A 17,912-nucleotide genomic window follows, 5' to 3' on the forward strand; every position below is an offset into this window, starting at 1 on the left:
CCACCGTGATCGGCGGAGATTTTTTCGGCAATCTCAGCTTTTTGGGGGAACCTCAACCCCGGCGAGGGCTGACCAGACCCGATTCGTAGGCGAGCACCACCAGCTGTGCCCGGTCACGCGCCCCGATCTTGGTCATGATGCGGCTGACGTGCGTGCGCGCGGTCGCCGTGGAGATCACCAGATGCGCGGCGATCTCGTCGTTCGACATCCCGCCGGCGACCAGGCCGAGGACCTCGCGTTCGCGGTCGGTGATCTCGCGGACGGCGCTCACGTCGATGCGGCGGTTCTCCGGCCGGTCGACGAACTCCGCGATCAGCCGCCTGGTCACGGTCGGCGCCAGCAGGGCCTCGCCCGCGGCGACCACCTTCAGCGCCCGGAGCAGGTCCACCGGATCGGTGTCCTTCAGCAGGAACCCGCTCGCGCCCGCGCGCAACGCCTCGTAGACGTACTCGTCGACGTCGAACGTGGTCAGGACCAGGACCTTCACCCCGGCCAGCTCGGGATTCGCGGTGATCCGCCGCGTCGCTTCGAGCCCGTCGACGCCGGGCATCCGGACGTCCATCACGACGATGTCGGGCCGGTGCTCGACGGCGGCCGCGACGGCCTGCTCGCCGTCACCCGCCTCGGCCAAGACCTCGAACCCGTCCTCGGTCTCCAGCAAAACCCGGAAACCGGCGCGGACCAGCACCTGGTCGTCGGCGAGAACCACCCGGATCGTCATCGTTCCCCCTCGATCGGCAAATCCACGCGAACCTGGAAGCCGCCGTCCACCACCGACGTCGTGAGCGCGCCGCCCAGCGCGGCCGCCCGTTCGGACATCCCGCGCAGGCCGTGACCGGGCGCGGGATCGACGGCGCCACGGCCATCGTCGCGGACGAGCAACGTGAGCGCACCGGTTTTCCGCTCGAACCTGACGTCGACACCCCGCGCCTGATGCGCGTGCCGGACCACGTTCGTCAGCGATTCCTGCAGGATCCGGTACGCGGCGCCGTCGACGGGCGCGGGCAGCTCCCCCGGCTCACCGTCGACGCGGACCTCCAACCCGGCGGCGCGGGCGTGCTCGAACAGCTCGTCGGCCTGGGCGAGGCTCGGTGCGGGCGCCTTGTCCTCACCGGAACGCAGCACGGCCAACGTGGCGCGAAGGTCCTTCAGCGCCGAAGCACTCGCTTCCTTGATGTTCAGCAATGCCTCTTTCGCCTGCTCAGGACGCCGGTCGGCGACGTGCGCGGCGACCCCGGCCTGGACGTTGATCATCGCGAGGCTGTGCGCGACGACGTCGTGCACCTCGCGGGCGATGGTGAGCCGCTCCTGTTCGGCCATCCGGTGCCGGTGCTCGTCGGCCTGCTCGCGGCGGGCCCGCGCGGCCGCCATCCCGTTGCGCACCGCCGTCCCGACCCCGACGACCGCGATCACCCAGACCAGCCCCAACCCGGTCCGCAGATCGAAACCGGCGAACCCGTGCCGGACGAACAACACGATCCCCGCGGCCGCCAGCAGCGCTCCCCCGGTGCCGCCGGCGACGACCGGCCCGCGGATCTTGGTGAGCAGGAACAGCGCGATGGTCGGCAGGACGATCGCCGGCCCGCCCGGGTGGCCGGACGAGTAGTAGCCGAGCGTCAGCGCGGAGGTGAGCAGGAAGATCGTCATCGGGAAGCGGTGGACGATCAGCAGCGGTACCGCGATGGCGACCAGCCACAGCACCCCGGACGTGGTCAGCTGCGGCGCGTCCGGCTGCCAACGCGAGGCGCCGCTCGTGGCACCGAGGACGAACCCCAGCGGCAGCACCACGCGCAGCACGCGGCCCACCCAGGGGCTCCACGGAAACCGTTCTTTCAGCAGCACAGGACGAAAACTACCCGGGGCGGGGGCGTATCGCGTCCGTTGAAAAGCGGCTTCCCGGCTACGCCGCCTGCGGTAGCCGCCGCCCCGGGGTGCGGTAAGCCCCTTCTTCGGCCGAGCCGAGGGACGACCTTCACGCACTTTGTGCGATAAGTCGTAACTCGCGTGCTCCCGTCCGCATCACGCGTGTCTGGAGCCGGAAGACGGTGCGCTCCGGGCTCGGTGAGTTCCGTCTCCAATCACGCGAGTTCGGCGATCGCGCGGCGACTCACACCATCATCGCGGCGCTGACTCCACCGACTCCGGGGTCACCGGTCACGAGCCCGCCACCCGCACGCCACACAGGTCGGTGCCCTCGAACGACCACCGGAAATGATGAGCGAATTCACGTCGCCTGTTCGACCACCGGTAGCCGCCGCAGGACCGAGATCATCATCAGCACTCCGCCGATCACCTGGACGGCCAGCACCACCACGCGCCCGGTGGATCCCATGGTGAACGCGGTGAACAACCCCCACGCTCCCGTGCCCGCCATCGCCCCGGCGCCGGTCCACACCAGCACCAGCCGCGGCCAGAACCGTCCTCGCGACACGTTCGCCAGCGCGATCGCGGCGAGCACACCGAGCACCGCGAGCACGACGTCCTGGCCGCGGGCCGCGATACCGCCGGTCCCGGACGCCCAGATCGAGTGGCCGATCGCCGTGATGAGCGCGGCGGCGATGCCGAGCAGGCCCGCCGCGCCGATCGTGCCCGGCTTCACGGTGCCGGTGACGACGAACCACCAGCGGTCGCGGGCGTAGAGCACGAACGCGGTCAGCAGCAGGATGCCCTGCCAGGCGAAGCCGCCGTAGACGACGGCCCAGACCCAGTTCTCCAACGGCATTTCGTCCAGTTGCGCCGTGGACAGGTCGGCGACGATCACCGGGAGGTCCAGCACGATCGGCGCGAGCAGCCCGGTGCCGATCCAGATCGGGAACAGGACCAGCGGCGCGGGGATCCGGCGGCCCCAGGAGTAGGTGAACGCCAGTGCGAGGAGCACCGCGACGACGTCCATCCCGCCGGTGGCCAGGTTCGCGAACACCATCAGGTCGGAGTCCACAAAGGACGGATCGCGCAGGCCGAGGCCGCCGCCGGTGACCCAAGACGCTTTGAGGGTCAGATACGGGAGCGTGCCCAGGATCGCGGCGTAGCAGACGATCAGGCGGGCGCTGGAGATCTTGGGTGGAGCCGTCGCTACGGTCATGCTCCCCAGCGTCGGCGTTCGTGCCGCGGAAAGGCTCCCTCGCGAGCCTGGTCCGCCTCCCTCTTCAGAAGGAACTGGGCAGCTTCGCCGCGGTTTCCTCATCCGCCGGGGTCAGCGTCGCCAGGGAGATCTCGGAACGCCGATCGAGGTAAAGGTACGAGAACTTCCTTCCACATCCGCTCGAAGAGTTCGGACTCCTGCCGCAGCCGTTTGACCAGGTTCTTCCACGCCGGTTCGGCGAGGTGCTCGGCCAGCGCCGCGCGGAATCCGGCGACCACCCGGGGCAGGTTGAGTTCCCAGTCGGAAGGCTGCGCCGCCACGCGGGGTTGGTCAGGCACTGGATCAGGGTGTTGCGGTCCTCGAACGGGATCGCGTCGAGGCCGCCCATCAGCCAGTCGTAGGCCAGGTTGTAGGCGAGGATGTCGCACCGCGCGTTGCGCACAAGGGCGCGTTCGTGCTGGTCATCGGATTCAGGCGGTGCTGACGGTCGGGGTGATCACGGTGGCTCGGCGGCTGCCCGATCCGCGAAACTGAGAAGGTTCGATTTCACCCGTCGGAGTTGTGGCTCCCCGAGCGACGATGGGGATGTGACGGAACCACGGGTGCAACGGGACCCGGCCTTCGCGCTGCTGTCGCTCTACGAGACGGCGTTGCCGGAGGTCTACGGGTACCTGCTGTCCCGGTGCGGTGATCGCACCCTCGCCGAGGAACTGACGTCGGAGACGTTCCTCGGCGCGGTGAGGGCCTGTCGCAAGGAGTTCGCACCTCCAGTGAGCACCGGGTGGCTGATCGGCGTCGCCCGGCACAAGCTCGCCGATCACTGGCGGCGCAAAGCACGTGAGGAACGCGGGCTGCGGCTCGTCCACGAGGAGGAATACACCGATCCGTGGGACGAACGGCTGGACGCGCTCCTGGCACGCGAGGTACTCGCGTCGCTCGGGGCGCATCACCAGGCCGCGTTGACGCTTCGCTACGTCGACGGCCTCCCGGTACCGGAGGTCGCCGGCCATCTCGATCGCACGGTGCACGCCACGGAGGCGTTGCTCGTGCGGGCCCGTGCCGCGTTCCGGCGTGCTTATCAGGAGAAGGAGGGTCGTGATGCCTGATCCGTTCGACGCGCTTCGCGCGCCCTCGCAACCTGTCGAGCCTGACCCGCTCTTCGCCGCCAAACTGCGCGACAACCTTCGTCGCGCCGTCCTGAACGGAGCCGATATGACGGAAACAGCCGAAGTACGTTCCCTGACGCCCTATCTCGTGGTCACCGACGCGCGCGCCGCGCTCGACTTCTATGTCGAGGTGTTCGGGGCGCGGCGGCGGTCCGAGCCGATCGTGATGGAGGACGGCCGGGTCGGGCACGCGGAACTGGCCATCGGGGACAGCGTGCTGATGTTCGCGGAGGAATTCCCCGAACTGGACATCGTCGTGGCGCCCGCCGGTGGCCCGCTGATCCGGGTCGAGGTCGCGGACGTGCGCGCGTCGGCCGCGCGGGCCGTGGAGCTGGGCGGGGAGCTGCGCCGTCCCGTCGCGGACGAAGGCCACGGGCTGAGCGGGGAGATCAAGGACCCGTACGGCCAGCGGTGGCTCGTCGCGCAGGCGGCGCCTCGGCCCGCTTCGGCGGCCGCTGCGCCGATCCGGCACGGCGAAGCGGGCTACTTCACTTTCCAGGTGCCCGACGACGAACGCGCGAAGGCGTTCTACGGTGCCGTTCTGGGCTGGCAGTTCTCGCCAGGGCGGGTCGAAGGCGGCTGGGGTGTCGAAGGGTCCGGCCTGCAGGGCGGGCTCTGGGGTGGCCCGGGGCGGCAGGTGGGCTGGAAACTCATGTACGCCGTCGACGATCTCGCCGCCGCCCTCGACCGTGTCCGCGCCCAAGGCGGCCAGGCAGGCGAAACCGAACAGCAGCCCTACGGCCTGAGCGCCGACTGCGTGGACGACCAGGGCATCGAATTCTGGCTCTGGGAACAGCCGCGCTCTTGACGTTGTGAGAGCTACCTTTCGCCGGGCCTCCCTGCGCGGGGTCGTGAGTGGTAATGGTCGTTCTAACGCTCTTTACCACTCACGAGGCGGAGACCGTCAGCGGCCGGCGGCGTAGCCCTGCATTCCGCGCGCGTTCGCGGCGGCGCGCAGGACACCGCCGGACCGCGACACGGCCGAAAGCCGCCCGAGCGCCCAAGGTCCCGCGTCGACGACGGCGTGCCCGCGCGCCGCGAGGGCGTCCATTGTGGACTGACCCAGGCGCGATTCGACCACCAGTTCCCGCGGCGTCCACGAGCGCGGATAGAACGAACTCGGGAAGGCGGTGGTGTGCCACGCGGGCGAGTCGATCGACTCCTGCAGGTTCAGCCCGCCGAGCGTGTGCGCCAGCCAGAAACACAGCTGCCACTGGTCCTGCTGGTCGCCGCCGGGGGTCCCGAACGCGAGTACCGGCTCGCCGTCACGCAGGCCCATCGACGGCGAAAGCGTGATCCGCGGCCGCTTGCGCGGCGCCAGCGAGTTCGGCAAGCCCTGTTCAAGCCAGAACATCTGCCCGCGAGAGTCGAGACAGAAACCCAGTTCCGGGATCGTCGGGCTCGACTGCAGCCAGCCGCCCGACGGCGTCACCGAGATCATGTTCCCGGCCGCGTCGACGACGTCGATGTGCACGGTGTCGCCGCGAGTCTCGCCCAGCGGTCCGACCGTCGGCTCCCCCGTCGCACCGGAGCCGGATTCCAGGCCACGCAGCTTTTCGAGAATCGCGGGCAGCCGCGGTGAAGGTCCTCCTGGCCGGAGTTCGGCGGACGCTTCTTCGGTGATCAACGCGCGGCGGGCGTCGGCGTACTCGCGGGAGAGCAGCAACTCGATCGGCACGTCGGGCGAATCCCCGTACCAAGCCTCACGATCCGCGAACGCCAGCTTCGTCGCCTCGACGGCCAAGTGCACCGTGCGCTCCGTCGGGATTCCGTCCACATAGGACAGCTCGTCGCGCAGGCCGTCCAGCAACCGCGCCTGCTGCAGCAACGCCGGACCTTGCGTCCAGGCGCCCATCTTCACCAGGCCCCAGTCACCGAAGTCGACCTGCAGCGCGTCCTCGTACGTCGCTTCCCAGCCCGCGATGTCCTCGCCGGTGAGGAGCCCGGCGTGATCGCGCCCGGAATCGTCACGGAACGCCTTGCGGCTGAACGCCTCGATCGCTTCGGCGATGAAACCCTGCGACCACGCGCGGCGTCCGGCATCGATCTGCGCCTCTCGGCCGCTGACCGCCTCGGCCTCGGCGACCAGCCGTTCCCAGGTGTCCGCGAGGGCCGGGTTGCGGTGTAGCCCTTCGGCGGGCTTGCCGTCCGGCAGCCAGAGCGCCGCCGACGTCGGCCAATGCTCGGTGAAGAGGTCCTGTACCGCGCGGATCGTGTCACCGACCCGGCTGACCAGCGGAATCCCGTTACGCGCATACGAGATCGCGTAGCCGAGCACGTCGCGCAACGACTTCGTGCCGTGATCCCGCAGGAGCAGCAGCCAGCCGTCCCACGCGCCCGGGACGGTCGCTGGGAGCAGACCGCTGCCGGGGATCAGGTCGAGCCCGAGATCCGCGAAGTACTCCGGCGTCGCGGCCGCGGGCGAGACCCCCTGACCTGCGAGTACGCGCGGGGTGCGATCAGCGGCGGTGACGAAGATGCCGGGAACCTGCCCCGCCGGACCGCACAGATGCGGCTCGGCGACCTGCAGGACGAACCCGGCCGCCACCGCCGCGTCGAAGGCGTTGCCGCCGTTTTCGAGCACCGCCATACCGGTGGCCGAGGCCAGCCAGTGCGTCGATGCCACCATGCCGTGGGTGCCGGCCAGTTCCGGCCTGGTCGTGAACACGAGGCTGATACTACGCGTTGCTAACTACTTTTTCAGTCCCAGTAGTTGAAGAGCGCTTCGCCGAGGTTCTCCGGCTTCCAACACTTCACGTCGGAGGGGACATGTCGGGCCACTCCTCCAAGACGAGTGGCCCTTCGAGGCCCGCCCGACTGAACACCTTGGTGCCGGGAAGCATCTGCGAAACGACCATCAGCAACTCCGGTTCGTCGACAAAAGACGGCCGACCATACGGAACGAAGCTGCGGAAGTACTCGTTTCCGGTCGGTTCGTATTCCGCGGCGGCGAGGAGGTTCCATTCCTGCCGAAGCACCACGACGGTGCGATCGTGATAGGCGACGACCGCCTGGTCGAAGTTGAGCGGATAGACCGCGCACTGGAATTCGAGTGCCCGACCCCCGGTCGACCGCGCCGCCTCATGACAGGCCCTCCGGAAGTCCCTCACCCACCGAAACTAGCCCCGCGCGGCCACCGGGGCGTCATAGTTTTCCAGCGTCACCGCGTTCGCCGCCCGCGAGGTGATCCACGTGAACACCTTGGTCATCGGCCGCGAACCCAGCACCCGGTACAGGACGTTCCGGTAGCCGACCAGGAACCGCGTCTTCGGCGCGAGGAACGTGCCGATCCCGGCCGCCTGCTTCTGCGAGACTTTCACCGGCCCACGCATTTTCTCCTCGTAGCGCGCGAAAGCGGCTTCGTGGTCGCCATGCGCGGCGGCGAGTTCCCCGGCCAGGATGTACGCGCCCGTCATCGCGAGCCCGGTACCCGAACCGCCCGGACCCGCGCACCAGGCCGCGTCACCGAGCAGCACGACCCGGCCCTGTGACCACTTGCCGAGATGGATCTGGCTGAGCGAATCGAAGTACAGCGCATCGACGTCGCCAAGGCATTCAAGCAGCGTCGGGGCTTCCCAGCCGAAGTCGGCGTAGCGCTCGACAAGGACCTTCTTCTGCGTTTCGGCATCGCGGCGACGTACCTCCAGCGACTCCGACGCGAAGACAAGACTCACGTTGAGCGCCGCACGGTCACGACCGCTGGCGACCATGACCGTCCGGCCGGGAACGCTGCAGATCTGGCCGACATGGTCGAGGCCGAGGTGGTTCGGCACGGTGAAGGCCGCGGTGTGGAAGCCGAGGTCGGTGCGGAATCGCTCTTCGTCGCCGAACGTCAGCCGCCGCACGCCCGAGTGCATCCCGTCGGCGCCGACGACCAGGTCGAATCTGCGCTGCTCGCCATGGGCGAAACTGACGTCGACACCGTCCGCGACCTCGCCCAGGCCGGTGATCCAGTCACCGAAGACGTACTCGACGTCGTCTTTCGTGTGGTCGTAGAGGATGCGAGTCAGATCTCCGCGCTCGATCTCGACTTCGCCGCTGAAGAAGACCGACGGCATCTGCGCGACCTTTCTGCCTCGCCCGTCGACGATGACCTGCTCGCCCATCGCGGTCTCCTTGGCGCGAATGTCCTCGAGGATTCCCATGCGCTCCAGCAGGGTCATCTGCTCGCCTCGGAAATCGACCGCGCTGCCGCCTTCACGCAGGGCCGGGGCGCGTTCGACGACGGTCGGCGCGAATCCGCGCTTCCGCAGCCAGAAGGCGAGGGCCGGGCCCGCGATGCCGGCGCCGGAGATCAGAACGGTGGTCTTCATGGCTGCTCCCTGGGGTTCGAGGTGATGGGAACGACCGTACGGCAGATTTGCACGCTTGGTCAATCCGCTTGGTTAAACCAAATGGATAAACCGCGTGGTCTAGGATCTCGGGCATGGGTAATCGCGAGGACCTGATGGCGGGCGCCATCCAGTGCTTGAAGGAAAAGGGCTGGTCACGCACGACGGTGCGGGACATCGCGACGGCGGCCGGGGTCAGCCACGCGGCGATCGGCTACCACTTCGGCTCGCGCGAAGCCCTCCTGCTGACGGCGTTCTCGCAGGCGATGGACGACTGGGGCCGGGAGATCCAGGGCGAGATGCGGAGCGCCGTCGACCCCGATGCGTCGCGCTCGGAGCAGTACGCGGCGTCCTGGCGCGCGATGATCGACTCATACGGGCGCAACCGGCAGCTGTGGATCGCCTCGATCGAGGCGTTCGTGCAGTCCGAGCATCATCCCGAGCTGCGGAAACAGCTCGCCGCCGCGCAACGCGAGGGCCGCCGGGGAATGGCGGCGGACCTCCTCGGGATCGACGAGGACACCCTGACCGAGGCGGATGAGCGGCGGATCGGCGCGGTGGCCACGGCCCTGAACTCGGGCGTGATGCTCCAGCACATGCTCGACCCGGAGAACGGCCCGACGGCCGAGGAGGTCGTGGACGGGCTGATGAATCTCGTCTCCCTCGTGCGATGAAAGGTCCTTTCCTTGCAAATTTCGCAAGGAAAGGACCTTTCATCGCACCCGCGGGAGGCAGGTGGGTCAGGAGACGGCGACCTTCCGCCGCAGCGCCGCGCGCGGCCGCCCGACGCCCTGCCACGACAGGCCGGCGTCCAGGATCCGTTGCGGGTCAAGGAGATTGCGTGTGTCGACGACCGAGTCGCCGTCCATCTGCTCAGCCATGTAGGTCCAGTCGAGCCGCTTGAACTCGTCCCATTCCGTCAGCACGACGACGGCGTCGGCCGCCTTCGCGACCTGATACGGGTCGTCGACCACGGTCATGCCGTCGATGTGGCCGCCGACGGCGGGGTCGTAGGCGGTCAGTTCCGCGCCGAGCGCGCCCAGCACGGAAGCGACCGCGAGGGCGGGCGAGTCGCGCAGGTCGTTCGTCCCGGCTTTGAACGCCAGCCCGAGGACACCGATCCGCGAACCGGCCAGCGTGCCGCCGACCGCGCCCGCGATCTTCGCGACGATCCGGTCCCGCTGGGCGATGTTCTCCTCGATCGCCGCGGTGAGCAGCGTGAAGTCGTACTGCACCGACTCGGCGACGCGGACCAGCGCGCTGGTGTCCTTCGGCAGGCACGAGCCGCCCCAGCCGGGGCCGGGTTTGAGGAACGAGCGGCCGATGCGCCGGTCGTAGCCCATGCCTTCGGTGACCAGGTCGATGTCCGCGCCGAGACGTTCGCACAGTTCGGCGATCGAGTTCACATAGGACAGTTTCATCGCGAGGAAGCAGTTCGCCGCGTACTTCACCAGTTCCGCGCTGGCCGCGTCGGCGACGACGACCGGGGCGGCGAGGTCGGCGTAGAGATCGCCGACCCAGCGGGCGGCCGCGGCGTCGTCCGAACCGACGACGATCCGGTCGGGGCCGAGGAAGTCCTCCACCGCGGTGCCCTCACGCAGGAACTCCGGGTTCGACACGACCGGCACGTCCGTGCGGCCGAGCATCGCCTGGATGCGCTTCGACGTCCCCACCGGAACGGTCGATTTGGTGATCAGCGCGCACCCCGGCGGGATGACGTCGCCGATCTCGGTGGTCACGGCCTCGACGGCCCGCAGGTCCGCCGAGCCGCCCGCGCCCATCGGCGTCGGCACGCAAAGGAAAACGGCCTCCGCGTCGCGAACGGCGTCGCGCGCGCCGACCACGAATTCGAGTCTTCCGCTGGTCAGCCCCCTCGACACCAGTTCGGACAATCCCGGCTCCAGGATGTCCACGCGTCCGGCGGAGAGCCTTGCGACCTTCGCCTGGTCGACATCGACGCAAGTGACTCGATGCCCCAGGCCTGCCAAGCAGGCTCCCGTGGTCAATCCGACGTAACCGGTCCCCACCACCACGATCCGAGCAGCGCTCATGCTGCTGAAGGTGACAGCCGGAGTTGACCTCCGAGCGAACGGAATGCTTCAGGTCCGAATACTCCTCACGACATGCTGCGCACCGGAGTGAGCCATCCCACCTGGGCCCGATGCGAACGAGCGTTAACCTATGAACGGTTGCCGACGAAAGGGAGAACATGCAGATCACCGATACCGCGGCGCTGGTCACGGGTGGCGCGTCCGGGCTCGGCGGTGCGACCGCGAAGGCGCTCGCCGCGAAGGGCGCGCGGGTCTTCGCGCTGGACCTCGCCGGTGCCATCGAGAACGCCGAGCAGGTCGAGAACGTCACCTACGTCGAAGCCGACGTGACGGACCCGGAGCAGGTGCGGGCCGCGGTCGCGACCGCCGCCGAGTCCGGGGTGCCGCTGCGGACCGTGGTGAACTGCGCCGGGATCGGGCCGTCCGCGCGGATCCTTTCGAAGAAGGGCCCGCACGACCTCGCCCTGTACGCGAAGGTCGTCCAGATCAACCTGATCGGCTCCTTCACCGTGCTGACGCTGGCCGCCGAGGCCATCGCCAAGACCGAGCCGCTGGCCGACAACGCGCGCGGCGTCATCATCAACACCGCGTCGGTCGCCGCCTTCGACGGTCAGATCGGGCAGGTCGCGTACTCGTCGTCCAAGGGCGGCATCGTCGGGATGACCCTGCCCGCCGCGCGCGACCTCGCGTCGCACGGCATCCGCGTGCTGACCATCGCGCCGGGCATCGTCGACACCCCGATGCTGGCGACGGTGAGCGAGGAGTTCCGCGCTTCGCTGGCCGAGGGCGTGCCGTTCCCCAAGCGGCTCGCGCGGCCGGACGAGTACGCGCAGCTCGCGCTGTCGCTGATCGACCACGACTACCTGAACGGCGAGGTCATCCGGATGGACGGCTCGCTGCGCATGGCCCCTCGCTGACCCCTCCCTCACGTGCCATGAAGGACTCCTTCATCGCAAATTTTGCGATGAAGGAGTCCTTCATGGCAGTTCAGGTTTCCGGCGATCGGGTGATCAGAGGTCGTTCATGTACGGCACGGACGTCTGCGCGTGGTCGGTCATCCAGTTGCGCAGCGCGTGCGTCGCCAGGACGTCGTCCTCGTTGTAGCGCAGCAGGCGCTCCCGCTGGGCGGCGTCCGGGATTCCGCCGTCCATGCCGACGGCGTCGCGGTACCACCGCATCGACGCCTCGCCGCCCGCTTCCGGGTCGCGCCAGGCGAATCCGGCGACGGGCGCGATCACCTTGAGGCCCTTGCCCTGCGAGCAGAGGAACTGGTCGGTGACGCTGCGGAAGAGATCGATCCATTCCTCGGAGTCCACAAAGGACGCTATCTCGGCCTTCTTCGGAACGCCGGGATACTCGCCGAACCGGTCGGCGGAGCCGAAGAGCCAGCGGTTCTCGGCGAGCGCGTTGTAGCAGTAGGCGCGGAAGGTCAGGCCCGCGGCGAGTGTGCGCTCGCGGACTTCGGTGAACCAGGCCCAGAACTCGGCGAACGACCGGGCCTCGTCCGCGGTCGGCAGCGGCTCCCACGTCGCGAACGCGCGATAACCCCGCTCCATTCCGATGTCGGCGCCCGTCAGCAGCGAACCCCACAGGTACGCGCCGGAATCGCCGAAGCTCTCCATGTCGACGTCGACCTCGACGTCCCCGCGCGGGACCTCGACGCGGTCGACCTTGCGGACCATCGTGAGATCGGCGAGCCAGGCGCGCGCGAGGATGATCGCGTCGGCGAACGTGCCGCCGGTCCAGTTCATCGGCGGCGGTTCGTCGGCCGGATCGAGCGCGGCCAGCTTGTCCACTGTGGACACCCCGGCGCGGCGCAGTTCCATCGCGTCTTCGCCGCGGACGACCAGGCTGACGTCGCGGGTCTCGGTGAGCACGACCTCGCACGTCGGCCACCACGGGCAGCGACGGCATTCGAGGACGCGGGACGGCTCGGCGAGCGGCTCCTCGCCCTCGGCGGCGGCGCTCGCGATGGCGAGCCTGTCGGCGAAGCGGGTCTGGTACTCCGTCAGCGCGCTTCGGCCGCCCGGCCAGGTGGCCGCGGACAGGTCGTGCCAGACGACGACGTCCGCGTCGAGCCCGATGACGCCGCCGACGGCACGGTGTCCTTCGTGCTTTCCGAGCGCTTCGAGCATCCGGTAGAGGTGCGCGAGCCGCATCTGGTCCCGCGGCTGCGAGCGGACCTTTCGCGCCGGGTCGGGCACCCGGTTCGCCGGGTCGAGGTCGGTCATCACCGTGGTCGGCGCGCCCGCGCCGCGATCGGTGATGCGGTGCCGCACAACGAGCACCGGCACGTATCCGTCACCAGTGTGGACCAGGAGTTCGGAGCCACCGCGCCGGTGACCGGCACGATCGACCGGGAGCAGCGCGCCCCAGATGTAGCGCGCTTCGGCCGCGAAGGCCTCTTCGGTGAGCTGCACGCGCTCCGCGGCAGGGAGGTCTCGGGGGATCTTGACCCAGGTCGCGTCGGGTCCTGTCGCGTCCATGAGGCGCTGCGCGATCGCCTCGCGATGCGCTGACGCGTCGGCGATCCGCTGCTGCGCGGCGGGGTCGGGCGGGGCGAGCGGGACCTCGCGCATCGCCGGATCGTGTTCCAGGTGCACGCGACGCCGGCAGCGGCTCACCGCTCCCGCGTCCAGTAGCACCTCGTTACTCACAGACAACACTCTAGAAGGCGTCCGGCAAGCCGACATGCCCGCCACATCGGGGACCAGTAAGTTCGTCAGTGACACAGCGTGGGAGGTGCCATGGCGCGTAAGGCCAAAGCCGTCGAGGGCGAAGGCAGGTTTACCCAGAAGAAGGCGAAGAACGCCGTCGCGGTGGCCAAAGTGCTCGGACCGGCCGTACTGCCGGTGATCGCGCCGTACGCCGTTCGAGCGGCGGGTGCCGCGCGAGAGCTGTACGACCGTTATCAAGCGAAGAAGCTCGGCGTCGCCGTCGACCAGCTCGGCGAGTACAGCGGACGCGGTGCCGCGCTGCACGCGCGGATCGCGGGGCTGACGCAGGGGCTCGCGGAGCTGAAGAGGTCCGCGAAGGCGACAGACGCCGACGCGGCCTTCGCGAAGGACACGCAAGGGACGCTGGAGCAGCTTTCGGCGACCGTCCGCGCTTCGGAGCGGATGCCTGCCGCGCGGCGGAAGGCGGCGCACCGGGCCGTGGCCGGGGAGCTGGACCAGCTGGAGGGAAAGCTGCTGCACCGGCTGGGCATCTAAGCCGCCGCTTCGGAGCCCTCAAGTGCAATGAAAGCGTCCTTCATAGCAAATTTTGCTATGAAGGACGCTTTCATCTCACGCGCGAGGCGGGAGGGGGCACGGCCCGGGAGGGGCACGGTCCGAAGCGGGCACGGTCCGAAGCGGCAGTGACGGCGGCCGAACTCAGCCCAGAGGTCTCCCCAAGGGCGCCCCGCGCCCGACGGAGACTTCACCGTCGAGCGCCCTCTTTCGGGCCGAAGGCCCACGAAAACGCGATGAAGGGGCGCCCTCCGCTCCCAACGCGAGTGGCAAGCGGCACGGCGCCCCTTCGGCGCGCTTTTCGTCAGCGCTCGATCAAGAAATAAAGCCCTTCTTCTTCATCCACTCGTAGGCGACCTCGCCCTGGTCACGGCCGTCGACGTCGACCTGCTTGCACAGCTCGATCATCTGCTCGTTGTCGATCGCCGCGGCGACCGCTTCGAGCGGCCCGCGGATTTCCGGGTGCTGCTTCAGGAATTCCGTCCGCAGCGTCGGCACCGCGTTGTACTGCGGGAACGCCTTCTTGTCGTCTTCGAGGACGCGAAGGTTCAGCCCGGCGATCCGGCCGTCGGTCGTGAAGATCTCGCCGATCGGGCAGGTCCCGCTCGCCACGGCCGAGTAGATCGTGCCGATGCCGAAGTTCTTGATCACCGGGTTCTGGAACCCGTACGCGCGCACGGCGGCGGGGAAACCGTCCTGACGGCTGGTGAATTCCGTCTCCAGGCAGAACACGTTCTGGTCTGGCTTCCGCTTGAGGAACGCCGCCAGATCCGACGTCGTCTTCAGGTTGTTCGCCGCGCCGTAGGCCTCGGTGACCGCGAAGGCGTACTGGTCGTTGAGCGGCGAGTAGTTCAGCCAGGTGACGCCGAACTTCGCCTCGTCCGCCGCCTTCGTGGCTTCGTACTGGGCTTGTTCCCCGCCGGGGACGGGGAGTTCGTTGCCCTGGTAGTTGATCCAGCCGGTGCCGGTGTACTCCCACGTGACGTCGGTCTGGCCGGCGAGCAGCGCCTGCCGCGACGAGTTCGAGCCCTTGATGTCGGTCAGGTCGACGACGTCCGCGCCCGCCGCGGAAAGCGCCATCTCGGCCATGTAGCCCAGGATGATGTTCTCGGTGAAGTCCTTCGACCCCACCGTCACCGTGACGCCCTTGAGCGACTCGATGGGCTGGATCGAGCCAGGTTCGATCTTGTACGGGAGCGCGGTGTTGACCTCGAGCCCGCACGCGGAAAGCGTGCCGCACAACAGGACCGCACCGAAGATCGCCTTGAGTCGCATGTCAGCGCAGTCCCTTCGGTCCGAAGAACTGTTCCGCCACCGCGCCGAGCCAGTCCACCAGCAGCGCCAGTGCGACGGCGAGCACCGAGCCGGTGATCAGCACCTTCGTCAGGTTGAGCTTGTAGCCGGTGTCGATGAGCAGGCCGAAACCGCCGGCGTTGACGAACATGCCGAAGGTCGCCGTGCCGACGGCCAGCACCAGCGAGGTCCGCAGACCGGCCAGGATCAGCGGGATGGCCAGCGGGAACTCCACCCGCCACAGCACGCCGGAGGCCGACATGCCGATCCCGCGGCCGGCGTCGATCAGCGAAGGCTCGACCTGCTGCAGGCCGACCATCGTGTTCCGCAGCACCGGAAGCAGCGAGTAGAACGCCAACGGCAGCGCCGCGACCCACAGCCCACCGGTCGCGCCGGTGACGATGAACCACAGCACCAGCACACCGAGCGCGGGCGCGGCCTGGCCGATGTTCGCGACCGCCAGGAAGACCGGCGCCGCCCATCTCGCCCACGGCCGCGTGACGAGCACGCCGAGCGGCACCGCCACGGCGACCACGATCGCGGTGACCACGACGGTCATCGCCAGGTGGTCGCGCAGCGCGGCCAGCAGCCCGGCGGCGTTGAGGGTTTCCTTCTCCGTCGCGGTGAGATCACCGGCGAAGACCCAGATCAGCACCCCGGCGACGATCAGCAGCACCACGGCGGGCTGGGCGAACAACCGGACCCGTTCGGCGCTTTTCGACGAGGACTCGGTGGAGAACCCGGTATCGACGGCGGCCGTCATGCGGTCACACCTTCCGCCGGGCTGTCGTCGGAGTGCTCCTCGCGCAGCTGCTGGATCGTCGAGATGACGGTGTCGAGCTCGATCGTCCCGGCGTACTCGCCGCGCGCGCCGGTCACCGGGACGCTGCCGCCCTCGGCGAGCATGGCTTCGAGCGCGTCCTGCAGGGTCGACTGGAGACTGACCGAGTCGCGCAGCGGTTTGCCCGCGGTGGCCAGCGACGTCGCCGCCGTCAGCTCGCGGACGTGCACCCACCGCATCGGACGGCGGCGCTGGTCGAGCACCAGCACGAAATGCTTCCGCTGCTGAGTCAGCTTCTCGCGCACATCGGACGGCGCCTCGCTCACCGTCGCCGTCAGCGCGTCCTGCTTCAGCTCGACGTCGCGGACCCGCAGCAGCGTCAGCTGCTTCAGCGAGGCACCGGCGCCGACGAAACCGGCGACGGTGTCGTCGGCCGGGTTCGCGAGGATCGCGTCCGGGGTGTCGTACTGGAGGATCTTCGACTGGTTGCCGAGTACCGCGATCTTGTCGCCGAGTTTCACGGCCTCGTCGAAGTCGTGGGTGACGAAGACGATCGTCTTCTTCAGCTCGGTCTGGAGCCGCAGCAGTTCGTCCTGCAGGTTGCCGCGGGTGATCGGGTCGACCGCGCCGAACGGTTCGTCCATCAGGAGCACCGGCGGGTCCGCCGCGAGCGCCCGCGCGACACCGACGCGCTGCTGCTGTCCACCGGACAGCTGACGCGGGAACCGGTCGCGGAAATCGGCCGGGTCGAGCCCGACCAGGTCCATCATCTCCTCGACCCGGTCATTGACCTTCTTCTTGTCCCAGCCGAGCAGCCCCGGCACCACGGCGATGTTCTGCGCGACGGTGAAATGCGGGAACAGCCCGGCCTGCTGGATCGCGTAGCCGATGCGACGGCGCAGGGTGTCGACGTCGAGCTTCAGCGCGTCGTCGCCGCCGATGGTGATGCGGCCCGACGTCGGCTCGATCAGCCGGTTGATCATCCGCATGGTCGTGGTCTTGCCGCAGCCGGACGGGCCGACGAAGACCACGATCTTGCCCGCGGGGACCACCATCGAGAAGTCGTCGACGGCGGGCTCACGGGTGCCGGGGTAGCGCTTCGTGACGTTTTCCAGCTCGATTTCGACGCCGGAAACGGTTTCAGGAGACTCAGCCACGGACACCCCTAGAGACGGTCAAACGGTTGATCAGGACGTAAACGGCGTCGAGGACCAGCGCGAGGACGACCACCCCGAGCGTCCCGGTCAGTGCCTGGTTGAGGGAGTTCGTGCTCCCCGCGTTGGTGAGGCCGGAGAAGACCTCCGAGCCGAGGCCCGGGCCCTTCGCGTAGGCCGCGATGACCGCGATGCCCATGAGCATCTGCGTCGCGACCCGCATCCCGGCGAGGATCGCGGGCCAGGCCAGCCGCAGCTCCACCTTGCTCAGCACGCCGAACCGGCTCATGCCGATCCCGCGCGCCGCGTCACTGACCGCCGGATCCACGCCGCTCAGCCCGACGATCGTGTTCCGCACGATCGGCAGCAGCGCGTAGAGCACGAGGGCGATGACCGTGGTGTTCGCGCCGAGGCCGAACACTGGGATGAGAAGCCCCAAGAGGGCGAAAGAGGGGACGGTGAGGATCGTGCTCGCCAGCGCCGTGGCCACGGCCGACCCGATCGGGCTGCGGTAGACGGCGACGCCGATCACCACGCCGAGGACGGCGGCCAGGATCGTGCACTGCACGACCGCGCTGACATGGAGGAGCCCTTGGAGGGCGAGTCTGTCCCACCGATCCGAGATGTACTCGAAGAGATTCATCGCGTGCTGGTTCTCCCGCCGCCTCTGGTGAGACTCCTCACCCATTCGGAGTAGCTGTATCGGGAGCCTGACTACCCAAAAGCCGCGCGGTCAAACCCCTGTTTACCGCTTCTTTGCAGCAACAGTTCCCCATTCGGCCTAAATGGGCAAACGCACGCGCCGGGGCAAGCAGGGTCTTTCC

Annotated in this window: 17 protein-coding genes and 1 pseudogene; 5 read left to right on the forward strand and 13 right to left on the reverse strand. The window is 68.8% G+C overall.

Translation table 11 applies throughout. The features are described from left to right. Window positions 1-52: 52 nt before the first annotated feature. From ACLJQ7_RS06445 to ACLJQ7_RS06460, 4 genes and pseudogenes are all read right to left on the reverse strand, one after another. On the reverse strand, window positions 53-721 hold the full coding sequence (locus ACLJQ7_RS06445) for a response regulator (protein ID WP_410647221.1): 669 nt from the start codon (window positions 719-721) through the stop codon (window positions 53-55). Next, window positions 718-1,842: a sensor histidine kinase gene (locus tag ACLJQ7_RS06450; protein ID WP_410647222.1), complete on the reverse strand. Its 1,125-nt coding sequence runs from the start codon at window positions 1,840-1,842 to the stop codon at window positions 718-720. The genes ACLJQ7_RS06445 and ACLJQ7_RS06450 overlap by 4 nt, the downstream gene beginning before the upstream one ends. Before the next feature lie 382 nt (window positions 1,843-2,224). Continuing rightward, window positions 2,225-3,082 (reverse strand): hypothetical protein, encoded by an 858-nt coding sequence (locus ACLJQ7_RS06455; protein WP_410647223.1) that lies wholly within the window; start codon window positions 3,080-3,082, stop codon window positions 2,225-2,227. Between the two features lie 64 nt (window positions 3,083-3,146). Further along, window positions 3,147-3,524, reverse strand: a pseudogene (locus ACLJQ7_RS06460) (XRE family transcriptional regulator); the annotation flags it as partial. Window positions 3,525-3,669: 145 nt separating this feature from the next. Between ACLJQ7_RS06460 and ACLJQ7_RS06465 the strand changes: the two are divergent. Then, window positions 3,670-4,188, forward strand: coding sequence for an RNA polymerase sigma factor (locus ACLJQ7_RS06465; protein ID WP_410647224.1), 519 nt, complete (start codon window positions 3,670-3,672; stop codon window positions 4,186-4,188). After that, window positions 4,181-5,056, forward strand: coding sequence for a VOC family protein (locus ACLJQ7_RS06470; protein WP_410647225.1), 876 nt, complete (start codon window positions 4,181-4,183; stop codon window positions 5,054-5,056). Before ACLJQ7_RS06465 ends, ACLJQ7_RS06470 begins: the two co-directional genes overlap by 8 nt. Window positions 5,057-5,152: 96 nt before the next feature. Here the strand turns inward: ACLJQ7_RS06470 and ACLJQ7_RS06475 are convergent, their stop codons facing one another. The 3 genes from ACLJQ7_RS06475 to ACLJQ7_RS06485 form a co-directional block, all read right to left on the reverse strand. Continuing rightward, window positions 5,153-6,916, reverse strand: coding sequence for a gamma-glutamyltransferase family protein (locus ACLJQ7_RS06475; protein ID WP_410647226.1), 1,764 nt, complete (start codon window positions 6,914-6,916; stop codon window positions 5,153-5,155). 85 nt (window positions 6,917-7,001) lie between these two features. After that, complete coding sequence (locus tag ACLJQ7_RS06480; RefSeq protein ID WP_410647227.1) at window positions 7,002-7,358, reverse strand: hypothetical protein; 357 nt, start codon at window positions 7,356-7,358, stop codon at window positions 7,002-7,004. A gap of 9 nt (window positions 7,359-7,367) precedes the next feature. Beyond that, complete coding sequence (locus ACLJQ7_RS06485; protein WP_410647228.1) at window positions 7,368-8,561, reverse strand: FAD-dependent monooxygenase; 1,194 nt, start codon at window positions 8,559-8,561, stop codon at window positions 7,368-7,370. A gap of 113 nt (window positions 8,562-8,674) precedes the next feature. On the opposite strand from ACLJQ7_RS06485, the gene ACLJQ7_RS06490 reads away from it, so the two are divergent. After that, entirely contained in the window at window positions 8,675-9,253 is a 579-nt protein-coding gene (locus tag ACLJQ7_RS06490) for a TetR/AcrR family transcriptional regulator (protein ID WP_410647229.1), read from the forward strand. 66 nt (window positions 9,254-9,319) lie between these two features. Here the strand turns inward: ACLJQ7_RS06490 and ACLJQ7_RS06495 are convergent, their stop codons facing one another. Continuing rightward, window positions 9,320-10,630, reverse strand: a complete 1,311-nt coding sequence (locus ACLJQ7_RS06495) for a UDP-glucose dehydrogenase family protein (RefSeq protein WP_410647230.1) — start codon at window positions 10,628-10,630, stop codon at window positions 9,320-9,322. Window positions 10,631-10,788: 158 nt separating this feature from the next. Here ACLJQ7_RS06495 and ACLJQ7_RS06500 point away from each other — a divergent pair, with 158 nt between their 5' ends. Next, on the forward strand, window positions 10,789-11,547 hold the full coding sequence (locus ACLJQ7_RS06500) for an SDR family NAD(P)-dependent oxidoreductase (protein WP_410647231.1): 759 nt from the start codon (window positions 10,789-10,791) through the stop codon (window positions 11,545-11,547). 93 nt (window positions 11,548-11,640) lie between these two features. Here the strand turns inward: ACLJQ7_RS06500 and ACLJQ7_RS06505 are convergent, their stop codons facing one another. After that, complete coding sequence (locus ACLJQ7_RS06505) at window positions 11,641-13,287, reverse strand: TM0106 family RecB-like putative nuclease (protein WP_410647232.1); 1,647 nt, start codon at window positions 13,285-13,287, stop codon at window positions 11,641-11,643. A gap of 90 nt (window positions 13,288-13,377) precedes the next feature. Between ACLJQ7_RS06505 and ACLJQ7_RS06510 the strand changes: the two genes are divergently transcribed. After that, entirely contained in the window at window positions 13,378-13,842 is a 465-nt protein-coding gene (locus ACLJQ7_RS06510) for a DUF6474 family protein (protein ID WP_410647233.1), read from the forward strand. A 333-nt stretch (window positions 13,843-14,175) separates the two neighbouring features. Here the strand turns inward: ACLJQ7_RS06510 and ACLJQ7_RS06515 are convergent, their stop codons facing one another. From ACLJQ7_RS06515 to ACLJQ7_RS06530, 4 genes are read right to left on the reverse strand one after another with little or no spacing between them, the layout of a single operon-like run. Continuing rightward, window positions 14,176-15,135 carry a glycine betaine ABC transporter substrate-binding protein gene (locus tag ACLJQ7_RS06515; RefSeq protein WP_410647234.1) on the reverse strand — a complete coding sequence of 320 codons (960 nt, stop codon included), beginning with the start codon at window positions 15,133-15,135 and terminating at the stop codon, window positions 14,176-14,178. A gap of 1 nt (window position 15,136) precedes the next feature. Continuing rightward, window positions 15,137-15,916, reverse strand: coding sequence for an ABC transporter permease (locus tag ACLJQ7_RS06520; RefSeq protein ID WP_410647235.1), 780 nt, complete (start codon window positions 15,914-15,916; stop codon window positions 15,137-15,139). Then, window positions 15,913-17,097, reverse strand: coding sequence for an ABC transporter ATP-binding protein (locus tag ACLJQ7_RS06525; protein ID WP_410647236.1), 1,185 nt, complete (start codon window positions 17,095-17,097; stop codon window positions 15,913-15,915). The genes ACLJQ7_RS06520 and ACLJQ7_RS06525 overlap by 4 nt, the downstream gene beginning before the upstream one ends. After that, the gene (locus tag ACLJQ7_RS06530; protein WP_410647237.1) at window positions 17,084-17,731 is read right to left on the reverse strand and encodes an ABC transporter permease; all 648 of its coding nucleotides are present in this window, start codon (window positions 17,729-17,731) and stop codon (window positions 17,084-17,086) included. Before ACLJQ7_RS06530 ends, ACLJQ7_RS06525 begins: the two co-directional genes overlap by 14 nt. Window positions 17,732-17,912: the final 181 nt, after the last annotated feature.

Source organism: Amycolatopsis sp. cmx-4-54, from assembly GCF_046548895.1.
Taxonomy (GTDB): domain Bacteria; phylum Actinomycetota; class Actinomycetes; order Mycobacteriales; family Pseudonocardiaceae; genus Amycolatopsis.